Source organism: Sulfuracidifex metallicus DSM 6482 = JCM 9184, assembly GCA_032834875.1.
In the GTDB taxonomy this organism is placed as follows: domain Archaea; phylum Thermoproteota; class Thermoprotei_A; order Sulfolobales; family Sulfolobaceae; genus Sulfuracidifex; species Sulfuracidifex metallicus.
In genome coordinates this window covers 1940925-1965704 of sequence record CP135238.1, presented here as the reverse complement: position 1 = coordinate 1965704, position 24780 = coordinate 1940925, and the positions used below count along the sequence as shown (strand labels likewise).

General features: G+C 37.9%; 23 protein-coding genes and 1 pseudogene. 7 read left to right on the top strand and 17 right to left on the bottom strand.

The window, feature by feature from the left end; translation table 11 throughout:
- Nucleotides 1–88: 88 nt before the first annotated feature.
- The 6 genes and pseudogenes from RQ359_RS10630 to RQ359_RS10605 form a co-directional block, all read right to left on the bottom strand.
- Nucleotides 89–652: a DUF1404 domain-containing protein gene (locus tag RQ359_RS10630; protein ID WP_206338977.1), complete on the bottom strand. Its 564-nt coding sequence runs from the start codon at nt 650–652 to the stop codon at nt 89–91.
- Nucleotides 653–841: 189 nt separating this feature from the next.
- Nucleotides 842–2352, bottom strand: a pseudogene (soxB, locus tag RQ359_RS10625) (proton pump complex quinol oxidase subunit SoxB).
- 94 nt (nt 2353–2446) lie between these two features.
- Entirely contained in the window at nt 2447–2980 is a 534-nt protein-coding gene (gene soxA, locus RQ359_RS10620) for a proton pump complex quinol oxidase subunit SoxA (protein ID WP_338116972.1), read from the bottom strand.
- A 100-nt stretch (nt 2981–3080) separates the two neighbouring features.
- Nucleotides 3081–3221 carry an LPXTG cell wall anchor domain-containing protein gene (locus RQ359_RS10615; protein WP_156016502.1) on the bottom strand — a complete coding sequence of 47 codons (141 nt, stop codon included), beginning with the start codon at nt 3219–3221 and terminating at the stop codon, nt 3081–3083.
- A 274-nt stretch (nt 3222–3495) separates the two neighbouring features.
- Complete coding sequence (locus RQ359_RS10610) at nt 3496–4113, bottom strand: sulfocyanin (protein ID WP_054838534.1); 618 nt, start codon at nt 4111–4113, stop codon at nt 3496–3498.
- 133 nt (nt 4114–4246) lie between these two features.
- On the bottom strand, nt 4247–4921 hold the full coding sequence (locus RQ359_RS10605; protein ID WP_156016503.1) for a sulfocyanin: 675 nt from the start codon (nt 4919–4921) through the stop codon (nt 4247–4249).
- A gap of 260 nt (nt 4922–5181) precedes the next feature.
- Between RQ359_RS10605 and RQ359_RS10600 the strand changes: the two genes are divergently transcribed.
- The 4 genes from RQ359_RS10600 to RQ359_RS10585 all read left to right on the top strand — a co-directional run bounded on the left by RQ359_RS10600 (nt 5182) and on the right by RQ359_RS10585 (nt 8679).
- Nucleotides 5182–5979 carry a hypothetical protein gene (locus tag RQ359_RS10600; protein ID WP_457921201.1) on the top strand — a complete coding sequence of 266 codons (798 nt, stop codon included), beginning with the start codon at nt 5182–5184 and terminating at the stop codon, nt 5977–5979.
- A gap of 109 nt (nt 5980–6088) precedes the next feature.
- Nucleotides 6089–6703: an arsenate reductase (azurin) small subunit gene (locus tag RQ359_RS10595; RefSeq protein WP_054838531.1), complete on the top strand. Its 615-nt coding sequence runs from the start codon at nt 6089–6091 to the stop codon at nt 6701–6703.
- A 159-nt stretch (nt 6704–6862) separates the two neighbouring features.
- Nucleotides 6863–7678 carry a hypothetical protein gene (locus RQ359_RS10590; RefSeq protein WP_206338978.1) on the top strand — a complete coding sequence of 272 codons (816 nt, stop codon included), beginning with the start codon at nt 6863–6865 and terminating at the stop codon, nt 7676–7678.
- 56 nt (nt 7679–7734) lie between these two features.
- Complete coding sequence (locus tag RQ359_RS10585) at nt 7735–8679, top strand: sodium:calcium antiporter (RefSeq protein WP_054838530.1); 945 nt, start codon at nt 7735–7737, stop codon at nt 8677–8679.
- Nucleotides 8680–8965: 286 nt separating this feature from the next.
- Here the strand turns inward: RQ359_RS10585 and RQ359_RS10580 are convergent, their stop codons facing one another.
- The 8 genes from RQ359_RS10580 to RQ359_RS10545 form a co-directional block, all read right to left on the bottom strand.
- Nucleotides 8966–9430: a hypothetical protein gene (locus RQ359_RS10580; RefSeq protein ID WP_054838529.1), complete on the bottom strand. Its 465-nt coding sequence runs from the start codon at nt 9428–9430 to the stop codon at nt 8966–8968.
- Nucleotides 9427–9729 (bottom strand): hypothetical protein, encoded by a 303-nt coding sequence (locus RQ359_RS10575; protein ID WP_054838528.1) that lies wholly within the window; start codon nt 9727–9729, stop codon nt 9427–9429. Before RQ359_RS10575 ends, RQ359_RS10580 begins: the two co-directional genes overlap by 4 nt.
- A gap of 336 nt (nt 9730–10065) precedes the next feature.
- A complete protein-coding gene (locus RQ359_RS10570; protein ID WP_156016505.1) occupies nt 10066–10302 on the bottom strand; it encodes a sulfurtransferase TusA family protein in 237 nt (78 codons plus the stop codon).
- Between the two features lie 80 nt (nt 10303–10382).
- Nucleotides 10383–11912 carry an NADP-dependent glyceraldehyde-3-phosphate dehydrogenase gene (gene gapN, locus RQ359_RS10565; RefSeq protein WP_054838526.1) on the bottom strand — a complete coding sequence of 510 codons (1530 nt, stop codon included), beginning with the start codon at nt 11910–11912 and terminating at the stop codon, nt 10383–10385.
- Between the two features lie 40 nt (nt 11913–11952).
- Entirely contained in the window at nt 11953–12882 is a 930-nt protein-coding gene (kdgK, locus tag RQ359_RS10560) for a bifunctional 2-dehydro-3-deoxygluconokinase/2-dehydro-3-deoxygalactonokinase (RefSeq protein ID WP_054838525.1), read from the bottom strand.
- Between the two features lie 75 nt (nt 12883–12957).
- Nucleotides 12958–13869, bottom strand: coding sequence for a dihydrodipicolinate synthase family protein (locus RQ359_RS10555; RefSeq protein WP_240900041.1), 912 nt, complete (start codon nt 13867–13869; stop codon nt 12958–12960).
- The gene (locus RQ359_RS10550; protein ID WP_156016507.1) at nt 13830–15017 is read right to left on the bottom strand and encodes a mandelate racemase/muconate lactonizing enzyme family protein; all 1188 of its coding nucleotides are present in this window, start codon (nt 15015–15017) and stop codon (nt 13830–13832) included. The genes RQ359_RS10555 and RQ359_RS10550 overlap by 40 nt, the downstream gene beginning before the upstream one ends.
- 305 nt (nt 15018–15322) lie before the next feature.
- On the bottom strand, nt 15323–18055 hold the full coding sequence (locus tag RQ359_RS10545) for a thermopsin family protease (protein WP_156016508.1): 2733 nt from the start codon (nt 18053–18055) through the stop codon (nt 15323–15325).
- 134 nt (nt 18056–18189) lie between these two features.
- On the opposite strand from RQ359_RS10545, the gene RQ359_RS10540 reads away from it, so the two are divergent.
- Together RQ359_RS10540 and RQ359_RS10535 are read left to right on the top strand one after the other, a co-directional pair.
- Nucleotides 18190–18495, top strand: a complete 306-nt coding sequence (locus RQ359_RS10540) for a hypothetical protein (protein WP_156016509.1) — start codon at nt 18190–18192, stop codon at nt 18493–18495.
- Nucleotides 18496–18542: 47 nt separating this feature from the next.
- The gene (locus RQ359_RS10535) at nt 18543–19646 is read left to right on the top strand and encodes an AAA family ATPase (RefSeq protein WP_054838522.1); all 1104 of its coding nucleotides are present in this window, start codon (nt 18543–18545) and stop codon (nt 19644–19646) included.
- A gap of 594 nt (nt 19647–20240) precedes the next feature.
- Here RQ359_RS10535 and RQ359_RS10530 read toward each other — a convergent pair.
- Genes RQ359_RS10530 through RQ359_RS10520 form a run of 3 tightly spaced genes read right to left on the bottom strand, consistent with a single transcriptional unit; the run spans nt 20241 to nt 22529 of the window.
- Nucleotides 20241–21404, bottom strand: coding sequence for an MFS transporter (locus tag RQ359_RS10530; RefSeq protein WP_156016510.1), 1164 nt, complete (start codon nt 21402–21404; stop codon nt 20241–20243).
- Nucleotides 21401–22393: a radical SAM protein gene (locus RQ359_RS10525; protein WP_156016511.1), complete on the bottom strand. Its 993-nt coding sequence runs from the start codon at nt 22391–22393 to the stop codon at nt 21401–21403. The genes RQ359_RS10530 and RQ359_RS10525 overlap by 4 nt, the downstream gene beginning before the upstream one ends.
- Before the next feature lie 10 nt (nt 22394–22403).
- Complete coding sequence (locus RQ359_RS10520; RefSeq protein WP_256202162.1) at nt 22404–22529, bottom strand: hypothetical protein; 126 nt, start codon at nt 22527–22529, stop codon at nt 22404–22406.
- Nucleotides 22530–23757: 1228 nt separating this feature from the next.
- Here RQ359_RS10520 and RQ359_RS10515 point away from each other — a divergent pair.
- Nucleotides 23758–24381 carry a class I SAM-dependent methyltransferase gene (locus RQ359_RS10515; RefSeq protein WP_457921200.1) on the top strand — a complete coding sequence of 208 codons (624 nt, stop codon included), beginning with the start codon at nt 23758–23760 and terminating at the stop codon, nt 24379–24381.
- Nucleotides 24382–24780 lie beyond the last annotated feature (399 nt).

Here is a 24780-nt window from a genome sequence, read left to right as displayed (position 1 = left end):
AAAAGCTTAATATATATGTTTTAATAAAAATGTATAGTTTGTTTAATATAAATAATTTAATTGATTTTATTTAATAAAGTATAGAAAATTAAAAAATCATAGCATTCTGCATTATCTTGACGATGGAGTAAATGAGCACAATATTCATTACTATGAACATTGTTATCCCTACCATAGGTAAAGCTGAAGGAGTCCAAGATAGAAATGGATAGTCAACGTTTGAATATTGGGGATACTCTAGAATAAAAAAAATACTGAGAAAGGAATCCGCTAGCATATAGAGACCTAGGAATGTAACTTTCAGGCCTAATGACATTGACTTAATGAATGAGCCTGCTAGTACTCCTCCTAGGAAGAGGGTCGCTTCACACAGAATTCTAAAAGTGATGAACGATGCACCTAGTGCAAACAAGTAAGGTATGTGCCAAGCTATTGCAGGAATTAAACCAATCAGGAACGTCAATAGCGTCCCCTTAAAGAACTTATATCCCAAGATAGCTCCAGCCGTGTATAGTGCATAATGATCTAACATGTAAACAATAGGGTTCACGAACTGAAGAGCCTCAGTGAAAGGATTTACGAATGCTATAATTAGCGTTGCTGGCAGTATAAGGTTCTTAGCTGTGGTTCTTTCCCCACTGTAATGTAACATAATCATTTTAAGTTAAAAAATGTTTAAAAAGTTTTCTTAAAAGTAACATTATCTTAGTTATCTCATGGGATCATCAAATTGACTTATAAAATTTATCATTATACTAATCTAAAAGAAGTTAAATATCTATATCAATACTTAATAAAAAATTCAAAAAACTACTTTAAGACTAATTTAGTCTTTATAGCATCAAGTTTTGACGTCTTTATCTAATTGGCTTTTACTTGATTTATCTACTTTAGTGACAGTAGCGTCAATTTCTTTGGTCGACATTGTAGGCGATGTACCTGAACCACCTGATATGGTCATATTGGAGACTCCGGACAGACCTGAAGTCTCCCAGAACAGCGATGTCTTTACACCTAATAATGTAAATAGAACTGGTAATCCATACATCACGAAGCTTGCACCCATGATTATCGCAAAGAACGTCATAGCATCCATGTATGGAAGGAACCTAACTGGGTATGCAACCCACCTTCTTATCAATCCCTCATAACCAGCATAACTCATAGTATATCCCAGCAAGAACGCACCTATAGTCCACATTATTATGCCCCCACTTATCATACCAGAGCTAAGGTTTGTTAAGGTAGCTCCGTTCATCTTAGTTGTCAACATATCAAGTAATATAGAAACGTAGCCGACCACAATTATTGTCCATATCATCAGGTGGAAATGACCTACTACGTAGTAAGTGTTATGTACTATTACGTTAAGTGGGTTCAGCGGTAATATTAAAGCTTGTAAACCTGCTAGTATGAAGCCTATTAAAGCAACTAACGCTGATAGACCTACAGGATTCTTCCACTGGTATCCCTTCCCCGTAGCTATGGTTAATCCTAAGTTCAAAACCGTTAGTCCAGATCCTGCTGCTAGTATTAGAGTTGTAGGCGTTATGAATGCCCTTAAAACTACTGGGAGAGCCATGTTTGCAGATGGTGTACCCAAGTCAACATGCTAAAGGTAAAGAGTAGGATGATGTTGTAACGTGCCCATTTTTCGCTAAATAGAGGTCTTCCTGAGAATTTTGGAATGAGATAATATAGTCCTCCGAATACAGTAAATGGAGCGTAGTAAACTACTGGATGTCCCCAGAACCAGAACAAAACCACCCAAGTTAATGGATTCACCGGCACCGAAGCCCAGAAGTAAAGGACATACCATAGCTCTGCAGCTGCAAGGGCGAACTCTGTCACGAAAATTAGTGCACCGCCAAATGCCATTCCATAAGCTGCGAATACTGGTATTTTCCCCTCACGTGGTCTAGTCTTATATGCATCTAAGAAAATCGTTAAAGATGCTATTATGGCACCCATAGCATTTAAGAACATCATGAAGTATGCAAGCCCAATCAGCTTACCTGCTAAAGCGGGAGCGAAAGAGCCATAGAAGATCCAAGAACCTAGCTGCAGGGCAAGCGGCGGATACATGTACCAGCCTTGCAAAGGACCTCCTATGAACGTGATAATCATTGGCAAGTTAATTAGCCAGAAAGCAGCCGTGAGTACCTTATTGTGAACCGTCGACATCCCGCTTTTGTAGAGGGAATAGGCGAAGACTGATAACGCTATATCCTCCACGATCATCATCATTGCTGCCTGTCCGTGTAAGGTAACTAGAAAGTAGTAGAGAGGAGCTATTGCGTATCCGGCTTTAGTATTCACATGTGGGTTGAGTAAAATAGTTCTGAACCACATTGCCGCTAATCCCATAGCTGCTAACCAAGCCAGACCCCCTGCAGTGTAAAGTAAGGCTATTCCTACCGTAGATCTAGGATATAACTTGACCATTTTACATCACCTCTAAATAACCGTACATGTATGAATGTCCTACTCCACAGTATTCAGCGCAATGGAAGGTATAGTTCCCTGGAGTTGAAGGTGCAAAGAAGAATGAGTAGCTGTTAATTCCAGGTACAACGTTTACGTTTTGAGGTCCGTGAGGTAATCTGAGGTAAAATGCGTGAACTACGTTATTGCTGTACAAGATAAACTCTACGGGTTGGTGTGGATCTACCTTAATCAAAGGATATCCGTTTACGTATGTTATAATGCTATTCACGCTGATATTTTCCTCCGTTCCGTTTGGCATATATACAATTTCAGTGGCGTTCTGTGGTAACCAAGCCCATTGAATTCCTTCCATGTAGATCACAACTGTACCATTAGGAAGTGGTTTTGGAACTCCGCTAGCTAGAGGAAGTCCATCTCTATATGTGGCTGTATCTCCGGTCATAACTGATGTATAAGACCAGCCCACGAAAAACACCACTATGACCAACATCACTACGAACCAGATCTTTTCCCAATCACGATGAGACTCCACTTTAGGTCAAAAGAATTAATACATAATAAAGTTTAAAAGCTTTTCTAAGTAAAACATAATAAAATATAAAGAAATAAAAATCAAAAAAACTTTTGAATGATTAAACTGCATTCTTTCGTGTTAAGAAGAAAAACGCTACTCCAGCCACTATCGCTATCCCAGCAAGTAAGAAGCCGAATCCCTCTTCGAAACTAATGCTACCTGCGGACGCACATGTTGAAGCCGAGGCTAAAGCTATCATCTTGTGTCAATATTAATCACATTACTCGCCATTTAAAAATCTTTTTATATTTTTAACTATTAATCTAAAGTTTACGATGCATCCAAAAGGATCATAGGTTTAAAATTGACGAGCTAATTATTATCCAATAGAACATGATATTTATTTAAACTTAAATGTAATATAAAGAGTTATTTAAATAACATAGACATCTAGATGGCATGTAAGAATCATCAAGAATATCATTAGATGAATAAAATAATATACAATTTTTTAACTTAAAAAATAAAAAAGATTATGATATAGTATAATATGGAGTAGTTACTGAGGAAGATACTACTATAACCCCCCACATTCCAGCGGCAGCGTGACCTTCAAATCCGCAGCAGAACCAATAGATCCCTGGAGATAGCGCTACTGAACCGCTTGCACTAGCCCCTCCGCTTATTCCGTCATACAAATACGTCGAAGATGTAGCACCCACGTATAGCTTTATTGTTCCATCCTGTCCTACATCGTCTCCTGGTATAGCAGTAGTGTTCTGGACTATCAACAAGTTATGTATTTGCCCTTCTTGATTAGTGAACGTAGCTATTACGGTCCATCCTGCAGGTATGTATATGTGAAGTTGTCCATTGCTAGTCCCATTAAAGTTGTATGGATTCCCTGTACTTAATGCTACCAAATTCAGGAATACTGTCTTATTTGAAGAGTCGAAAGGCAACATATCTTTTGCAGATACTTTGGTAGGCGAGACGTTGCTTGTAGCAATGCTGGTAGTAGTTAGTATTTCAGCTTTGTTATGAGTTGGTATTGGGTATGTAACCATTTGAAAGTTATATGCTAGAAATCCTATCATAAATGCCGTACCTGCAAATATAAGCACCAAAACTGCAATGCCTATCCTACTCATTTTACTTCAATAAAAATTAAAAAAATCTAGTATATATATTTAACTTAGATTTTCAAGAAGATATTTAGAAATGGATTAAGTTTAAACAAAATCTTACCGAAAGAAAGTTTTTTAACTTAAAAAATAAAAAAGATTATGATATAGTATAATATGGAGTAGTTACTGAGGAAGATACTACTATAACCCCCCACATTCCAGCGGCAGCGTGACCTTCAAATCCGCAGCAGAACCAATAGATCCCTGGAGATAGCGCTACTGAACCGCTTGCACTAGCCCCTCCGCTTATTCCGTCATACAAATACGTCGAAGATGTAGCACCCACGTATAGCTTTATTGTTCCATCCTGTCCTACATCGTCTCCTGGTATAGCAGTAGTGTTCTGGACTATCAACAAGTTATGTATTTGCCCTTCTTGATTAGTGAACGTAGCTATTACGGTCCATCCTGCAGGTATGTATATGTGAAGTTGTCCATTGCTAGTCCCATTAAAGTTGTATGGATTCCCTGTACTTAATGCTACCAAATTCAGGAATACTGTCTTATTTGAAGAGTCGAAAGGCAACATTACAGCTCCTGAAGGTATTGAAGTAGACGTTGTTGTAGACGTTGTTGTCGTGCTTGTAGATGTCGTACTTGAGCTTGTACTTGTAGACGTTTCACTTACTGTTATGGGTATTCCTGTTACTGTGGTACTATGTGATCCTATGTCTATAGGTGAGCTTCTTACTGCTATGTAATATCCTGCTACTGCTACTAAAATTATTGCTATTACAACTACAGTTACTTCCAGAGTACTAAACTTTGCCATCAAAGAAAACTTTTATTAATGCTTAATAAGCTTTTCATAACAGCCTTTTTAAAGAAAAAAATTTTTTATTTATAATTTAATTAAAGAGATAGTGTAACTAGTCTAAAACCATCAGGTATCTATATTAATTCAAACTAGAGTGGATTTATTCCTCACTTTAATTTTTAGCATTTTTAATATGAGTTTTAAGCTGATTACTAGTTCTAGCTAATTAATTAAGGAATAAAAACTAAAATAGCCTTATGTAATGGTTATTTGTAATGAAGCTTGATCTGCGAAAGAAGGTTTACTTACCGATTTCATTTATTATCTTGTCCTTAGTCTTCTATGCAATTTCTAATAGATCAGATTTGTTGCCAGCTTCTTTCGCTTCATCTCTGTTCTTTTGGTCTGCGATTGCATTATTGATACCCAATAAATTCTTAAACATGGTATGGAATGACGTTAAGAAGACCAAAGCGTATTGGGTACCTTTCTCAATTTATCTATTTTTCCACGTGACATTATATGGAATTTTTTATAACTTAATTCTAGGTGGATTCAACTTCTTTCCCTACTTCGGTTACGGAGTAGGAGCTTCCATCCCTACGCCTCCATATTTATTCGTTTACTGGGTAAGTCTTAGTCCCGCGTTCTTTTCCTTCATAGGTCCTTACGAAAGTGATGTTACGCCATATTCACTCTTTTTAGGTTTGCTTCTATCAACTCTAATAGGTGCAAACGTACAGCGAATAATCGAACTGAGAAAATTAATAAAGGAGAGAAAGAGATCCCTAATTACCATTACTGCAGTTCCTTCTTTAGGGGTGATATCTGGAACCTCGTGCTGCCTCTCATTACCTTCTATTATAATTTACGTTGCAGCAGTTTCAACTGGTACTTTCTCAAGTGTTGTCCCAATTTTAGCCTCGCCAATATTTTTCACCTTCAGTTATTTTGGTTTACCTATAGCTTCCCTAGCTCTTCTTCTCTTTAACTTAAGAGATATAAACAAGGTCATTCGTAGACTTACGATGACTACCTTGAACGGAAGAATGGCAAATCCAAAGGGGAAATGAAACACAGTTTTTCACGATTATATTGTTTAAACAAGAAAAATAAATATGAATAGGCTAACATATATATTAACACTTTTTTAAGAAAGATAACTAATTTTAATCGATAAATATGTCAAAGGGCAATGACAAAGACAAGGTAGATCCGAATAGAAGAGCTGTTGTAGTGGGTGGTGCTGCTGCAGTAGCAGGAATAGCAGCGGGAATTCTTATAGGTGGAAATGCGTTTCCGAAGCTGGAGACTCAGTCGATAACTAAGACTGTAGTGAAGCCAGAGGTTCAGAAGGTAACTGTAACTCAACCAGTTACATCAGTTCAGGCTTATCAAAAACAGAAAGTCGCAAATTATAGCCAACTACAAGTTGGCAATCCAATGCCAGTTACGTACATGGGATATTCAGCATATATCGTCCGAACTGGAACTCCTTCAATAGGAGGAGTAGGCCCCAATGGAGATGTAGTAGGATATAGTGCGGTATGCGTTCACATGGGCGGACCAGTACAATATGATCCAAATACCCATTGTGGGGTCTGTCCGTATCATTACTCTCAATACGACGTAACTAGAGACGGCATGCCAGTAATAGGGCATCCGAATCAGTATCTTCCTATGTTAGTGCTAGAATACGACAGTTCCACTGGAGATATCTATGCTCTAGGCTTTAATAGATTATTTTATGGAGTATATAATAATATAGCTCAAGCTTCAACTTCTTCCTCTTCATAGTGATGGTTGAGGCAGTAACAACAGTTTAATAGAAATATTCTTCTATATTTTTCTTATCTTGTTTTATTTTGGTTATACGTTTTTAATTTCCAAGGTTATTATCTAAAGATAACCTAAATAGAAAAGAAATTTTAAAAAGCATTAAGTACAATTAGCCATGTGGAAAAGAGTATTCTTTATCAAGTAATGGGCATAGTTTTAGGGATGTTAATCCTCTGGATAACACCAGACTCTCCAAGCTATTTCGCTTATGTTATCGTTGGAAACTTGATATTCTGGTCATCATTACTGGTATTAACCTTTAAGTTTCTGAAACCTGAGGTCTCCTTGATAAGGTCCAAGATATCAACACTAACTTTGTCTATCTTCACAGGATACTTAGCCTTGCATTACTTCGTTTATAGTATAGCGCTTGAGAAACTTCTCACAGGTATTTATGGTGTATTGTTTCATGTTTCTTCTCCATTCATTGCAATGACATACTCTCCGTTCTATCCTTCCTCTCCTCTCACGCTATTTTACAATATAATACTCAATCCCGCAATTGTGGGAGGATTTCCACCTAACTATTACTTTGAATTATCATTTTATGCATTATCCATGGGTCTAGTTATAGCTACCTTAGTTACAGCTAACATCTTAAAGGTATTACAATACTCCAGCATGCTTAAAAGGACCAAGGTTATAATACTCGCTCCACTTTTCGGCGTTATAGGTGGAGGAAGTTGTTGTATATCAATACCAATTCTTTTAGCTGAAGCGATACCTGCTGCAAATATCGTATTCTTCAGTCCGATAGGTGATACCGCACTTTTCCTCGCATATGTATTATTGCCTCCGTTAACTGCTATAGCACTTAAGTTAAATTTTGATTCGATGAAGCCAAAGATTCCCAAGAATTTTAGAATAAGTTACGGAAGTCTAGAACAGAGAGAAAAAACCAGTAAAGAAGGTAAGCCTAAAAGAAGCACATAGAACGGGAAATGCCTTCAGATTAAAGCTTAAAGGGATCGCGAACTTAAGAGGAATTAGTGAACGTTTATTCGTTAGTCCTTGAAACCGCAGTTCTAATGATTTTGACTGGCCTTTGTTCCGAACTTCTGGCTTTAGGAACTGAAGAACTAGAGAGGAGGTTAGATAAGGGAATGGCGGGAGGAGTAATCTTGGGCCTGATGACAGCGTTTCCTGAAACCGTTTTCGTAATTGTAGCAATACTAGACGGATTTTATCAAGTTGCTCTTGGATCTGCAATTGGCGGAAACATGATCCTCTTTACGGTGGGGATGGGAATTGTCTCTCTTTCTTATTCTCTAAAGTATAAAACTAGCACGGTAAAACTCGATAGGGATTTCACCTTAGAACTTAAGGCCTTAATAATATCGTTAATAGTTCTTTCAATTATTACTATTATAGGGGAACTTAATTTGGTAACTGGTGTAATATCATTAATGCCTTACATTTATTATGTGACATCTAGGTATAGGCACTTTTCATCACTGGAACAACATGAAAAGGAAGGCAATATGAAAAAGGGTATAGCCTATCTCTTAGCTGGAGGAATACCGTTGGTATTTATTTCGGATTATTTCGTTTCAGCCATTCAGAACCTTTCGCTTTACGTTGGTTTTCCTCCTATTTTAGTTTCCCTTATACTTATGCCTATAGCTGGAGAATTAGAAGAAAAGGTTTCAGCTATAAGGCTTATCATGAAATCGCCAGAAAATGTGACTACTGCAGTAATGAGCTTTGTAGGGAGTAAAATAGAAAACATGTCCGTGTTGATAGGAATCATAGGGATTTTTTCATACGGTGGAGTTGCACTTGCAAGCGACAGAACAGAGTTCGCAGCCGTGATATTAGTAACCATAATCACTACATGGCTCATTAAGGATAGAAAGCTAGGTAGAATAGAGGGATTGATGTTGTTATCTCTATATTTTATTTTAGTTTCGATTTTAGCTTTCACGTCAGCTTAAAGGAATAATCTCATCCTTCATTTACGGTCGCTCTCATCATTCTGATGGAAATCTTCTTAATCAAATTAAAGCTTTATCCATTGTTTCTCTCATAGTTGTTTTCCACCTTTTCATCAAGATTTTTAAATGCGTGAGAGTACAGTAAAAAATAACTCACTAAACTTAGAAATTAAAATAGATCATAAAATTACGTAAGGAGTAAATTAATAGATTAAAAGGTTATATTTTATTATTTATGCAAAACTAAGCAACCAAAGAAAAATTACTTTCTTTTTTTAAAAAAAGTTTATAACCTATAGCTTAGCTCACTTTTAGACATGAAGATCAAACTGATGCCTACTATCAGAGCAGCAATTGAAAAGTATAGTCTGGAATTTAAAGAGAACCATGTGAAAATGTTAGTGAAGACTCCCGTTGCCATAATTCCCAACGCTAGTATAGTAACCACTATTCCTAGAATAAGGATCCACTTAGAGAATACATATCCAAGGAATATGTCCTGCCAACTGGTTTGTTTTGTGTCCAATATTAAGGCCTTTCCTTTCATGAAGGCTAGGCTTCTCTCGCTTCCTATCATTGCAAATCCATGAATTGAAGAGAAACCAAGGTCTTTAGCCTCCTCCATTCCTTTCTTTAAGTTATATGATATTATTTCGCCTATCTCCTCCGGGTTTTCGATGTCTCCAGCATGTCCTATTACTTTTCCACTTTGGTTTATGTTCAATTCTCCTAATATTTCCTTTCCTTTCATGCTCTTGTCACCTCCTTCATCATATAAGGAATAACGTGATCCCAATTTACCTTTTTGGGATCAGTTATAATTAAATAATTATTAAGGAATACAATCCCAGTATCATCGACTATCATGGCGTAACCAAGGAAAGATCCCATTTTGAGCTTTGGAGCTTGAGAATAACCTATCTCCATATTTTCAAGGAGATAGGAAACTAACTTTTCCTTGTCTATTCTCAAGTCGTCTCCCCACAACTTTACAAGGGATTTACCCTTCACTTGGTAGACGCCCAAGACTCCTTTCACGTTCTCTAGCATTTCTCCTCTAAGTTAATTAACGTACATAAGTTAAAAAACTTATCTTTATTTCGAGTATTAGTTTATCAAATACATTACTAGAGCACGTCTTAAGCGTTTATGTTCATTTCATAGGATAAGACCCAGTGAAAGTTTCAACTTAATTAAAATAAAAGATGTAGATGAGATATGAATCACATGAAACCGAATCTTGGCACAGTAACTGTATTTAATTTAATATAATTAATTTTATTATAGATAATTCCATATTTATGTATATAATTTTATACCTATTTATAAAAGGTATACGTTTTTAGTTTTACTTCTTCAATTTTTTTTAAAAAAAAGTCTTAATTATCATTTTGATTTTGTTATCATTATTCTATAAGAGTTACCATTTTTCTCTATTTTACACGGATAACCTCTAGACTCGCAAATTGAGGGAATTCCGAAATCGGTTGGTTCAGAATCACTAACTATTTCAAGGGTCTCTCCAACTCTCATTGAATTTAGCCTCTTTATTACCTCTATTTGTGGTTCTGGACACGGTTCGCCTCTCAGATCTATTATCTTATTTTTTTCACTTTGATTCATAATCTAACTATATTAGTATAGTTAATAAATTATACCTATTTATAAAAGGTTTAAATATTTTAGAGGAGAAAAACCTTGTTTTACATGTATTTCCACACGTTTCTTCCCTTGTAGTTGTAGACAATTGTCTTCATAGCTGTTACATATTCTATTGTATAGCCTATTCCTTCCCTTCCAACTCCAGAGTCCTTCCTTCCTCCGAAGGGGAAATATCCAATTCCATGTTTCGGTGCATCGTTGACGTAAACCGCGCCTACCTCAAGCTTTCTTATTAATTCTCTAATTCTATTTATATCATTTCCAAATATCGACGCATCTAATCCATATCTCCTGGAGTTAGCCAATTGGATAGCCTCGTTTGCATCCTTTACCTTTACTAGGAGAGCTACAGACGCAAATACCTCCTTGTTGAAAAGGTATAGGTCCTTTAATTTTTCCTTATCCACTTCTATCAGTGCTGGCTCTATATATGTAGCACCAACTCTCTTTCCGCCCACTAGTTGCTTGCCTCCTTTCTTGATTGCATCCTGTATTGCGTTCTCCCACTCTTCAGCAGTTTTCTTGTCTATGATGGGACCTGCATTTATTCCTTCCTCCCTTGGATCTCCAACCTTTACCTTCTTCATTTCCTCGATTATGTCATGTTTTAGCTTATCATAAATCTCTTCCTCTGCGAAGATTAATTTCACAGAATCGCATCTTTGTCCAGTATAACTTGTTATTCCCGTCACGATCCTCTGCGGCGTAAGAGGAAATGTAGCATCCTTCAGCACTATTACGGGGTCTCCTCCACCAAGTTCCATGAGATATTGTCTAATACCCCCTACCTTTATCACGTGTTCTCCTGTCTCAGTGCTTCCAGTCAAAGAGATTACCTGAAATCTCTTGTCCTTGACTATCTCGTCCATCTCCGATCCTGGAAGGGTTATTATCGATAGCGAAGTTGGAGGTAAACCTGCAATTTCAAATAGTCTAGCTAACATGATTAGAGGCAAAGGTGTAGAAGACGGCGGTTTCACCATAACTGCATTTCCTATCACGGTAGAGTACACTATTTTATTAACTGTGTCAAATAATGGGTAATTAAAAGGAACTATGGCTAGGACTAAACCAAGGGGTTCACGGGTAACTATTGCCTCAGTTTCTAGACTTTCACTGCTCCAATCCCCTGGAACGAAGTCTCCATATATTTTCTTGGCGTCTAAGTCTGCCCTGATTAGCCTCTCTATTGCGGCATCTACCTCACCATTAGCTGCAGCCCTAATTTTGCCATTATTTAACATGAGAACTTCCACGAAATCCTCCCTGGTCTTTTCTATTAGATCAGCAACCCTATGGTATACCTTAAGTCTCTTCTCGCCCGGCATGTTCCTTATGTCCCATCTTCCCTTTTCGAAGTTCACTTCTATTGCATCCTTTACTTCCTGAAGGGAAAGCTTAGGCGCTTTTGCAATTACAGACAAATCTATCGGGGAGACTACCTTTAATCCTTCCGGATCTGAACCCGAAACCCATTTTCCAGCCAAATACGTTTTAAATGTCGGTACTTCCCTTTTCTCAAATATAGATTGGAACTCGGCAGAAGTGAGATTTAGCTCTGTCTTCTTAATTGGCTCTTTCGTTTTTTCCATACTATTAATATCTTTTCTTTCACTTAAATTCCTTGAGGAATTTTTCAGCTGATTCCTCATCGGGGATTATTTCGTTGTCTCCTCTTACGGTAACTACCAAGGTAGCTGATGCTACAGCGTGGGAAATCGCGTATTCCACTGGTTTTCCCTTCAATAGGAGGGAAACGAAGGTGCCGGAAAGTGAATCACCCGCACCGGTTGGGTCCTCTACTTGAACATGAAATCCTCTTTGTAACATCTTTCTTCCTTCGTGGAATACGAAGGTTCCCTCTATCCCTGTCTTGTAAACTAAGGTTTTGACACCGAGTGATGAGAAGAAGGAAAACGCTTCGTCCGGATCCTTTATCCCTCCTATTATTTGGGCGTCGTCCGGATCAGTTACAAGTATATCTACGTTCTTTATTGCTTCCCTTAACGTATACCTTGCTTTTTCTGGAGACCATAAGTTCAACCTTATATTGGTGTCGAAACTCGTCATTTTGGCTTCCTTCATTGCAGTTAAGGCGGCTTCCCTCGCGGAGTCGCTAATTGCCATGGTAATTCCTGTGGTATGAACTATGTCAGCTTCCCTTATCTTTTCTAGGTCTAGGTCATTGATAGAAATTGTACTCCCTGCGCTTCCCTTTCTGTAATATACCGAGGAACTTCTCATTGGAATTGGAAACCCCCTCTGGATGAAGAATATAGCAGTAGGATGTTCTGTGTCAACTTTTATCATGGAAACGTCTATTCCTTTTCCTCTAGCATATTCAATGATATTATAACCGAATTCGTCGTTTCCTACTTTAGCTATAAGGGAACACGGGACTCCGTTCCTCACCGAGGCCATGCAAAAGTTAAGCTCAGCTCCGGCTACGTGTTTCTCGAAGTAGCTTACGTCCCTGAGTCTACCTTGTGTAAAGGCGTTAAGTTCTACCATCGGTTCTCCTATCGCTATTATCTTTACCATATCTTTCAATTAGTTCCATTAAGATATAAGCTCACCGTGCTGTAATATGTTGAAACTTGAAGTGCTAAGTATATATCACTTCTTACTCCATGAATACTTTTCGAATATTTCTCTAGTTTTGTTTAATAATTCCATACTCTGCGATTCGTTGAGCGGGAACAGTACAGGCCTAGGTTCTCCAACGTCATACCCCATTAACTCCTTGGTCAGTACGTAGATAGAAGGAATATAACCAAAGCCCTTAGCTGTTGATACAAGTTCATCTACCATGAACTGCAACCTCATTGCACTTCCTATATCTGCTTTTAACACCCTCTCCCTTATGTTTACAAGGACGTCCGGAACGAAGTTGGCAGCAGCAGAAACCGTGCCGTCTAAACCAGTTGAGATAGCCGTCATTACTAATGTATCGGCTCCGTTGAATACCTTCATGTTGGGAATTTTCTTATATTGCAGGCTATGGTTTATAGAATCATTTGTATCCTTTACCCCTTTAATGCATCCTATCTCGCTTACGGTTTCCGCATCTACGTCTTTCCCTACAGCTGACGGATAGTTATACAAGTACACTTCATCGTGAATTTCGCATATCTCTTTGAAGTACTTGATTATTAACCATCTGGGCAATCCAGTGAAGTAATAAGGCGCATAAGACGCTACTGTCTTTACAGATAAATCCTTTGCCAACTTGGCAAGGTATTTAACGTCATCCATGTTAAGCCCGCCTATCTGGAATATCACCTTTTCTGTTACCTCCATTACTGCCCTTAGCGTAGTCTCCTTTTCTTCCCTTGAAAGCGCAGGTCCCATCCCTGTAGTCCCGTTCACGAAAATTCTGTCCACTCCAGCCTTCAGCAGTGATGATGCGTGCTCTTTTAGAATTTCTTTGTCTATTTTATTTCCCTTAAAGGGGGTAAGTATAGGAACAATAATCTCAGCCATTTTTATCACTTCAGGTATCGTTTCCACGTTCCTCCTACTACCCATACTGGTTCTTCCTTAACATCCAGTGCCTCAGGCTCAGCCTTTAGTTCGTCAACCAGTTTTTCGTTAACCTCAACTCCTATCCCTGGTTTTTCCAGTACCCTTACATGGCCTTCCTCTACCGGTGTTACGTTACCTATTAGATCCCTCTTCCATTGTGGAAACCAGTCGTAAAAGTTCTCCAACATAAGCAAGTTATTTACTGTAGCTGAAACTTGTATGGATACTGCGTTCTGTATTGGTCCGAAGGCGTTATGAAAGGCAATTTCCAGGTCTCTAGCTTCAGCTATGTCTACTACTTTTTTCGCGATTGTAACTCCTCCTATATTTGTTATATCAGGCTGAAGAACGTCAACTAAACCCTGAGAAATGTAGAAATAAGCCTCCTTTAAACTTACTAACCTTTCCCCCAGAGCTACCCTGACGTTTGTCCTTTCTCTGTATTCCTTCAGACCTTCAACGTCTTCATGGTGGACAGGCTCCTCCATGAACAACGGATTATACTTTTCTAATCTTTTCGCAACCAACTGAGACGACTTGGAGTTAAATCTGCCGTGGTGCTCTATAAGGATTCCCGCGTCTTCTCCTAAAGCCTCCCTTACGGCCTTAACGCGTTCCTCGCTCTCCCTGAGACCCATTTCGTCTATCCAATTGAAGTATTCCCCAAATGGGTCGAATTTCACGGCTTTGTAACCTCTCCCCATTACTTCCTTAGCTCTTTCAGCAAAGTCCAGAGGGGTGACACAGTCCTTATACCACCCGTTGGCGTAAACGGGAACCTTGTCCCTTACCTTTCCTCCAAGTAGCTTGTAAATTGGAGCTCCCAATTCCTTGCCTAAAATATCCCAAGAGGCTATGTCTATTGCACTGACAGAGGTCGCAGATTCGAATGATCTACCTAGATAAAAGTCTTGTTTGTACCATTCATGATAGTTCTTTTCCACGTCTTCAACTTCCTTTCCTACATACGACTTCGAGACTTGCTTAATTGCGTTGTAAACAGAGATTATTCTCAGCGTTGGAACGGCTTCCCCATATCCTATCTCCCCGTTTGAGGTAACTAACTTTACTAAGATCATAGACGATGCCCAAGTGGCCGCTCCTTTCTCTTTAGAGGTAAGGACTATAGGTTGAATTTCTGAGATCTTCATATGTTAATTTGACATGCATAGTTATTAAACGCTCTACTAACTAACGTTTTCTTTCATTGGTTATATATTTTTATCTTTATTTTCTTATGAACAATCTAATATATAGTACTAACTTTTAAATTATAAATATTTTAACTTAACGAGGGGGTTAAGGGGGGGAGAAAACCCCTTCCGTAGGGGCTGGGTAGTTCACACGAAAAAAGAGAATAACCCTTAAGGAATTAATAGACAAAGTTTTATTTAATCTTCCTGTATACATAAAAAATTATTAAATTAATAATTTATATTTAGCATGCCTTTTTCTATCATTTTTGAGTATTTCCGCTGCCTCCTTTGCTCCTCTTTAAGAGAATAGCGACAGTGAGCGCAATTATCAGGATAATTATCGTTGTCACTATTCCAACGTTGACGTAGTTGGTTGAAGTTATTGATGTTTCGGTGATTGGTCCATTTACCTTAATTGTGGCTCCGTTAGGTTCCTGGTAAGTTCCCTGCCAAGTTACCACTTGGAAGAACCCTTGAGGCGCTTGCAATTTAATTACACTTCCTATAGGGTACCAAGTCCTATTGCCGTTTATATTCGCTAGGTATTCCACGGTATAAGGTAGGTTGACAGATCTCGGGGCAGTTACAGTAAAGTTTTCTCCGTTGACTGAATACCTCTCCGTGGAATTCACGTAAATGAATTGAGGCTTTACGACAACGTTAGATCCTGAATTTACCCATGAACTCTGCCCAGTTTCTTGTTTTCCGTTGACCGAGAAGGTCATGTTAAATGGTAGATGTATAAGGTATTGTACAATGTAACTGTCACTAATTGAGGAAGGTTCTGTTAAGTTCAGCTGTGATACATTACTTCTAACTAGCAACCTCTCCGTAGAGTTCACGTAGAATACGCTATAGAAAGTAATATGAGTCCCCTTAAGATAATATCCGGAATTAATTGTGTAGTTTTCTCCGTTTATGTTGACAGGAATTGGGGTTGTCAAGCTGACATAATAGTAAACCCCGTATACTGGGGTATAGTTCATTGGCTTATTGACAACGAAAGAGAAGGAGCTTACGTTATACATCACTCCCTTAGCTATGTGAATCTGCTGTAGGCTTGCTACAACTATTGAGGAGGAGTTAATCCATGACTGAGCGAAGTTCATGACTGTTCCGTTAACTGATACCGTGATGTTGAAGGGGAACCTAACCAAGTATTGAACAACGTAAGCAACTGGGAAAGTAATCGGTTCGTTAACTTGGAACTCAGAAGGCTCTACGTAATACCTCACTCCATCTTTTACCGGTATTATCTGAGTTGGTAAATTCACGGTATATCCCTTCGTTATCCACGAAGAATTAACGAAGTAAGTTGACTTATCAACTATTATCGTTACGTTGAAGGGGAACTTAACTAAATATTGAATTATGTAGTGCCCTTGTAGCGTCACGTTAATTGGAGTCTCAACCTTGAAGCTAAGAGGTGAAGTAATTATAGCTCTTGTTCCGTTTGAAATATAGTCAGTCTGATTGGAAATGTTAAGCGTTGAATCAACGTTAATCCAACCTAGCTTGAAATTCTCAGTTACTCCGTTTACCGTAAGTGTCACGTTGAATGGGAACCCGACCTCATATTGTAGTACATATGTAGCATTTATGGTATAGGTTCCAGGCGATGTAATGTTAACTATGTTTCCTTCTTTCACTCCATCAACTAAGGAATATTTGAAGAAGAGCCTTTCGCCCAAACCTATTTGATATGTCTTAGGGAAGCAGATGGAGGAAGGAAGGTGGACTGGAACAGTGCTATTGGAAGGTTCTTCGATTCCGTTTACGTAATAATGGGGTACTACAGTCGAAACTGATACCAAGGCGTAGTCGTTTGTCGAGAAGTCTACTTGGGTAGTATAAATCAACGAAGGTCCAGCCATCATCTGAAAGTCTGCTATGTAGTAACCTTGATTTGCATTGAAGTTGAAGCTCTCTGAAGATCCGTTTATTTGACTGGAGAAAACCTCCAATCCAGTCTGAGCATTCTTAACCGTTAACTTCCACATAGAGTCACCTGGCGTTACGTAAACTGTGAGCTTTCCTTGAGAATAACTAGCACTGGTTGATATGTTCCAGAGGAACCCGTTTGTAGATTCTCCTGAGCTCTGAACCGCGTAGTCCATGGCATTATTCCACGTCTCAGATATACCATGCGACTGGCTGACTTTACCAGTAATCCCAAAAGACGTAGACATTGCTGAAGGCATTGTGTAGAATTCACCATTATAGGAATATCCAGACCACATTGTGGAGTTCCAGCTATTCACATATAACGTGGAAAAGTCGTTAGAAGCAGATATCACCATTTCAAATCCATTTGGACCTGAGGGATTTTCCCCTCCAATGACAAATAAGGGAGATTGAGGAATGCCCAAGACGAAATCGTCGAATTCGCCTATTCCAATTGTCGAAGAGTTGCTAAATGAATAGCTAAACTGTAAGTTCATGTAATTATTTGTCTCGTTTGCTGAGGTAATTAACTGTAATACGAAAGGTGTTTTAGTTATTATTGGTTTATTATCCTTATATTCATAGAAAGTAACTCCATTTTTAGTCGTCAAAGAGCCTTTTCCACCTATGGGAATCGAGGTAGATATGTTGGAGCCTGGCTGAGTTATATTCCATACTAAGTCAGAAAGGTAAATCTTGTATAGTCCTCCACCTTCACTCTGAATTATAGGCATATTTTGCACCCAGAAATATTGATTGCCAGCTTTCACTACTCCATCTAACTGTACTGAAGCTTGGTTCACGTAAGACGTCCCGTTATAAGAGAGGAAGTCTCCTCCGTTGAATTGTATTCTCCCTATTATTGCGTTGGTAAAGGTAGTATATGAGAGGTTCCCATTAGACGTTTGAAGGACGCCTATGTCTGCCATGCCTATTGCGTTTCCTGAGTCCTGTGATGTTACGCTAGACGCTGATGCGTGAACTGGAACACCTAGCGAAATCAACAAGAAAGCAAGGCTCAACAGGAGTACTGTTTGATGTGCCTTCATATATATAAGTTGTTCAAATCTTTATAAAAAGTCAAAGTATTACAAAGTGATGAACGTCTCTTAACATAGTAAATCTAAAGATTATCACTAATATAATAAATATAATAACTGAGTGAAATGTAAGATTAAGATCAGTGAGCAGCGTATTAACTGGTCGATTGATCTGGAGGTACTTCCTGTGGTGGTTGGCTATGGCTTCAGTCTTGGTTGGTCCTTCCCACATGTTCTTAGACATGTTCACTGAGGCAGGGGTATACGTGAAAAAAGGAGGGAAGTGGAGGAGATATGCATTAGCTCACTTCAGATATAATAACCCTCTAGTTAACGGACTAGCAGCGCTGGCTGGAGTATTTTTTATAGCTAGCTATATTTTTCTATTTATTCTAGATCTGTTATACAACTTAACAATAACAGTGGAACTCTTCTATGAGCTACTCTGAACTTATAACTTATGAGGGGGTAAGTAACTTATGAGGGGGTAAGTAAAATGTTGTTCGATCCTAGACCTAAGGAGAAATTGAAAGATATATTTGACAGGGAAAATGAGGTAGAGCTACTCAAGAGATCCCTGGACTCTCCACTTATAATAATATCGGGTTTGAGGAGGACTGGTAAGACATCTCTAGTTAAATCAGTCCTCAACGAAGTCAAGGCAATCCACATCTTCCTGGACATGAGAAGGTTTGAAAATAGGGAATACATAGTATACAAGGACTTTCTAGGCGTGTTGGAAAGGGAAGTAAACTCCATAACTAAAAAATGGAAAGGAGTTTTAGATCACTTCAAAGCTGTAAAGGGAGTGAGCGTAGCGGGAATGTCATTAAGCTTCAGCTGGGGAAAGGAAAGGACAGAGTTCTCAGACGTGCTTTCCTCGTTAAACGACTGGGCTAATGAAAAAGGTAGGAATGTGACTGTGGTCATAGACGAGGCGCAGGAGTTGATGAAACTAAAAGGGTACGACGTCCTCCCCTCCATAGCTTACGCTTTCGATAACCTAAGGAACGTGAACTTCATTATAACGGGATCCGAGGTGAGGGTGAAGACTAAATTCTTGAAGCTAGAAAAAGAGAATTCTCCTCTTTATGGTAGGGCACATGTAGAGGTCAACGTTAATACTTTCGATAAGGAAACGTCAATCAAGTTCCTTGAAAAGGGATTCGAGGAACAAGGAATCAATTTCAGGAAAGGGGAGGAGGTTTATGAGGGGTTGGGAGGTAACCCTGGCTGGCTAACTTACTATGGATACGTATACGTAAAGGAAGGGGACGGACAAGCTATGGAGTACACTAGGATGTATGCTAGGAAATTGTTATCTAAAGAGCTATGCGACTTTCTGGTTGAGGGAGGAAGGTTGGGATCCAAGGAAAGGTATCTCAGAGTATTGGAGACTTGTAAGTCAGGATGCTCATGGAAGGACATCAAGAACGCTCTTGAGGCACTTGAGGGCAGGGAAGTAAACGACGGTACAGTTCACACTATACTTCAGAATCTGCTGGATTACTCTTTCCTCGTTTTGGAGGGAAAAGGGAAGTACTTCCTTGCAGACCCCCTTATGAAGGAGTTGAATGATGTGAGGTGCTCGGGTCTATAACTATTCCTTAAGTAGCTTTTCGCACAGGGAAGAAATGCGAACATTTGCAATGATCTTACTTTAAGTACGCAGCAGGTTATGCACTCTAATTCATATTGGATGTACTAGCTGCAGTCAGAAAAGGTGGAGATATCACGCTGATGTTTTAGGTTTACTTGTAATTATGAGAACCACCGCTGGGTCGTCGCTTTAGGTGACCTTATCGTGAGGAGTTATCTAACCCTCTCAACTTAACCTTTAATGAGAGGCGTAACCGCGGATCGAAGAGGGAAACCATCGCTATGCAATGAGGGAGTTAGTTATCCACTTGAATTTTATTTTATATCGACTTAGTACGAGTTAATTTCAATTAGACTCATAATTATAGTTCATTTAATAAATATCTTCTCTAATATTATAGTTTATATTAATTAAATTTATTTTACTCTGTTAATATATAAATCAGCAATGACAATTTAACTTGGAATAGTAAAATGCATTCGTATTAATAAGTTCTGAAAGTTACGAGCATGAAATTGTAAGGAAAGACAAAAAATATTAATTCTTTATTTAAATCATAGTATAAAAGAAATAATAATTAGCTATAAAGTGGAGTTAAAGTTTACTAAATATTGCTAATGTTGCTAAACAAATTAATACAAAGAAGGCTACTATAATTATTATACCAGATAGAGAAAATAACTCTATTACGGAAGAGAATATTAATGGCGACACCAAACTCCCAATACTCTGCATGGCATTACTAAAGCCAGTCTGTATTCCATATTGTTCCTGGCTTACAATGATATTCAAAATAGAATAGTAATTTAAGGAAAATATTGCCATCGAAAGCGAGGAAACTAACGTAAAAATCCATATAGAGAGCGTCGAGGGGAAGTAAAGTAAGAGAAAGCTTATCCCTGAGTAGATCAAAGGAAAGAGAAAGAGATGCGAAATCTTTTTAGTGAAAGTCAAAGAAGCAAGGTACCCTCCGAAAGAGGCTATGAAATAAGATAAAGAGCTATAAATTCCATAGACTTCGAAGAAATTTCCTATTTTGTCTATAATGTTTACGATAACCACCGAGGTTCCTGAAGCGATGAAATAAAATATCACTGCGGAAAATGTCAGTAGGAGCAACCTAATGTCTTTTATTCCAGTCCTAAAGTATATCTTGCTGGTTCTAACCTTATTTCTGTTTATTTTTATACTTGATATAATTAGCAATCTAATATATTGTAAAATAACATAAATAGTAATATATATCTGAATTACTATCAACCCGTAGGTCTCAGCTAGAATTCCTACCAGTAACATAACTATTGCTCCTATTATCGTAGTTAATGTGAAGCTAAATGAGAATATAATATTAGTATCTTCTTCTTTTGCATTCTCCTTGATCCACTCTCCTAATATGAAACCTGCTAACGATTCTATGTTTAAGCCAATGAATAGAAATATTATGATAAAGTAAATGGAGTAGGGCAAAGTGTAAAGGAATGATAATATCGCTACAAGGAGATAGCATCCGTTTGCGAGCAACTTCGAGATCTTAGCTACGGAATTTGGGTTGTATTTATCGAATAAAATACCTTTAATAGGCATTGTTAATGTTATCGTGGACATCAAGGAGATTAACAGCCCTACAAATAGTATATTTTTAGATATATAATATATAAACATTAGTATCGCTTCAATAAGAGGACTCTCCTGATAGAGGACTTCTGATATAACAATCTTCCTGGTTCCATCGTTCCTAAGTGGATCAGTGAACTTCATTCTTTTAAGTCACCAAAAACTTTGAGATTATAAAAGAACTCTGAAGGTTGGGCTGGGCATATTAATTCATTAGAATTGCCACTAAAAAATCCTCTAGACCACCATCTTATTTTATCTTGATATAAATTTAAACTACCATCTTCTTTTAGTTCTCCTACCGTGTTAATTTCGTCTCTAAGCAGTAACGTGCATTTACTTAACTTCCCGTTAGATCTTATAACAAAGGACGTTGGTAAGGACGCATAACATAAAGAAGTTTTGAGATCTGGATATCCTATCTTTAAGCCAAGGCTATTGGCATAATTTACTAATTCTTTTAAGATAGAGTTATTATTCATTGTATTCAAATATTTATCGTAATCACTACCATATTTCCCTAATCTAGCGAAAGAGATTATTAGATTACTAGGTAATTCTATTTCTCTTTTTATTCTGTTTAATAGAGATTTTACAGATTCAATGTTGTCAGAGGATAGATGGATCCGTAGATATATCTTTAAAGGAATATTGGAGTTGAGAATAGATTTAATGTTGTTCCATATCACGTTGAATGTGCATCTTTTACCTATATTGATTCTTCTTCTATTATGAATGTCCTCATCGCCATCCAAGGTAATCTGAAATTCGTTTACATGAAGTTCTGTAAGCTTTTTGGCCTTATCTAGATTTAGTAGATATCCATTGGTTACCATAAATCCTTCTATTTTGGGAACTCCTTCTATAGTTTTTGAATTAATATATTCCATGATCTCAAGTACAGTATCGTAAGCCAATAGTGGCTCTCCTCCGAACCATATTACTCTTAAACTATCTAGATCTATCATTCTCTTCTCTAGAAAATTTTTAAGAGCATCAATTACTTTTCTATTCATTTTATTATTCTCAAATTTTTCATAACAATATATACATCTAAAGTTACATTGTTCTGTAGGTAGAATCACTATTGTAATTCTTTTATTAAAAAAATTTATAATATCTTCCTTATTCATTTTTATCCCACTAGCAAATGAAATTACCGCATTTCAATATCGGTCCAGTGAGCTGGTTAGCTAGAATTAGGTACTCTATTGTGTTTTCATTTATTCCTTTAGTTTCCTTTATTCTTCCGAACTGATCTAATATCATGTTTAGCTCATTTACACTTACTCTTAGCTCATTTTTATTTATTTTTTTAAAAAAAAACAGACTTTACGTTTAAATATTTTATACCATAAGTCCTTTATATAATATCATTTAAGTATGATGACATGTATACCTCATTCCCTTCTTCCTTGAATTTAAGTATCATATCATGCTCTAAGTGCGGTCAAAAGATGAGGGAAGCAGGGCATTGATATTTTTCGTATACTAGTGGTTATCAGAACGACCTTGATGCCGTTGCAACCTTGAGCCTTAATGGACTGTGTATATGAGTCTCTCCGCTGTCATCAGATGAGATGTATAAGACTGAATCGATGAGGAAAACCCTCGCCATCGAAGAGCGGAGGAAGTTAGTAAAAGTAAATTAATGGAGACTATAACTATTTTGTTGAACTACCACGCTCTTACGGACGGGGCACCACTACCTCGCGATGGAGATTTCCCGTTTCTGAGAGCAACCTAGATCCCTCTTCACTCACAGCGGAGGTTCCACCTAACGGAAACGATTTGTGATGTCCGTGTGGAAGAGAGGTACGGAGGGTTCCTCTCCACATACTTTAGTTCTCCAGTATCAACCGTAAGACCCAGCTCTTTCAACCGAGGTCTAAGAGATTATTGATTTTCATAATTATAGATAACGTTTCTATAAGGGGCTATTCATCTCTACCCTATGATGGAGATCTTCCGACCCCTTGACTCCCATCAAGTTAAAAAATAAATCACATAGTATACATGCAGCTAATTAATGTTTTATTTATATTTGTCTTTTAAGGCGCATACAAATTATTTTTTGCGTCATGTGTAGGTTGCGACAGTATATGATCTTCTCTTTGGGAGGAAAATGTAGAATTTTATACGGAATTTTATACTATCATGAGTTAAAAGTGTGGAAGAAATAATACCGCTGAGGGTTGTATACAATCCCTTATATTAGGATTCCCTTATATTAGGATTAGGGTTTAAATACAGTTTCAAGATCATAATGGTAATCATGACGTGATGAGCGTAGCCTATACGTCCTAGTTAAAATGATCGTTCATGAAGTACCCCTCTCTTCCTCATCTGGAGCTACGTTTATTCAACTAATGCAGGAAGTGCTCTGGTTTGGGACTAGCGTTGATCTCCGCCCTCTTTTGATAAGGTGAGGCTTCGAACTAAGAAGTTTGTCTAGGGCATGGCAGGTTCACAAAAATCATGGAATGGTTAAAAACTTTTGACCGCATACAGAAATATGAACTTGTTCGACGATCCAGATGGCTATCTTAACTGGTATAGAGTCCACAAGGTAACTTACGAGAACGAAAGGAAGGTAATTGAAATGCTGAAGTTGGAGAACTGTCTGGACGTTGGATCAGGTCCCTCAATATTCCACGAGAGCATTAATGGACGAGTAGTGTCCGTGGACATCTCGGAGCTTGTACTCCGTTCAATGAAAGGGGATAGGGTGCAAGCTGAAGCCCACTTTCTTCCCTTCAGAGAAGGGGCTTTCCCATGCGTGTTTACCTCAGTAACGTTGTGTTTCCTGGATAACTTGGAGGAATTCATGAGAGAGGTTGAAAGGGTTACAAGAGGTTACTTTGTAGGTTGTGTAGTGAAGGCTGACTCGCCTTGGGGAGAGTTCTATTCTCAGTTGGGAAGGAGAGGTCATAAGTATTATTCTCATGCCCATTTCATATCTGGGAAGGACTTCGTTACCTTGGTAAGTAAGTTCTTTAAAATCGAGAAGATCGTATCAGTCTTGCGTTATGGTCCAGCTGACCAGGAGACTCCTGAGTTTCCCAGGGAAGACGAGGAAGGAGCATATATGTGCGTCAAGGGAGTCAAAAGAGCTCAATAAACTAAGCTTTGCAGTCCTTTTCACTAAAGTGCAATAGAACGCAAGAGCCTGAACAAGTTCAAGTTTTTGTTAGAATATATCTGTAAAATAAGAGGAAAAAAGAAATTAATCCTAGAAAGAGAAATAAAGTAGGCCTTATAAACAAATGTATTGCCTCTGCCAAATCCCTCAAGATGTAAAGACTGAAGGATAGTGTGACTAAGAAATCCCAAGAGAAACTTAACAAAATACTACTAGGATATTTATAAATACAGTCCATCAATGACAGAGATTTTCTACCACACATAATTTTTGACTGATATCGAGTATAGTTCTATCTTATTGAGTATCTTCTTGCCTACTTCTAATTTAAATGAATTTCTTATTGATCTAAAGATACTAATTAAATATACAATTAAC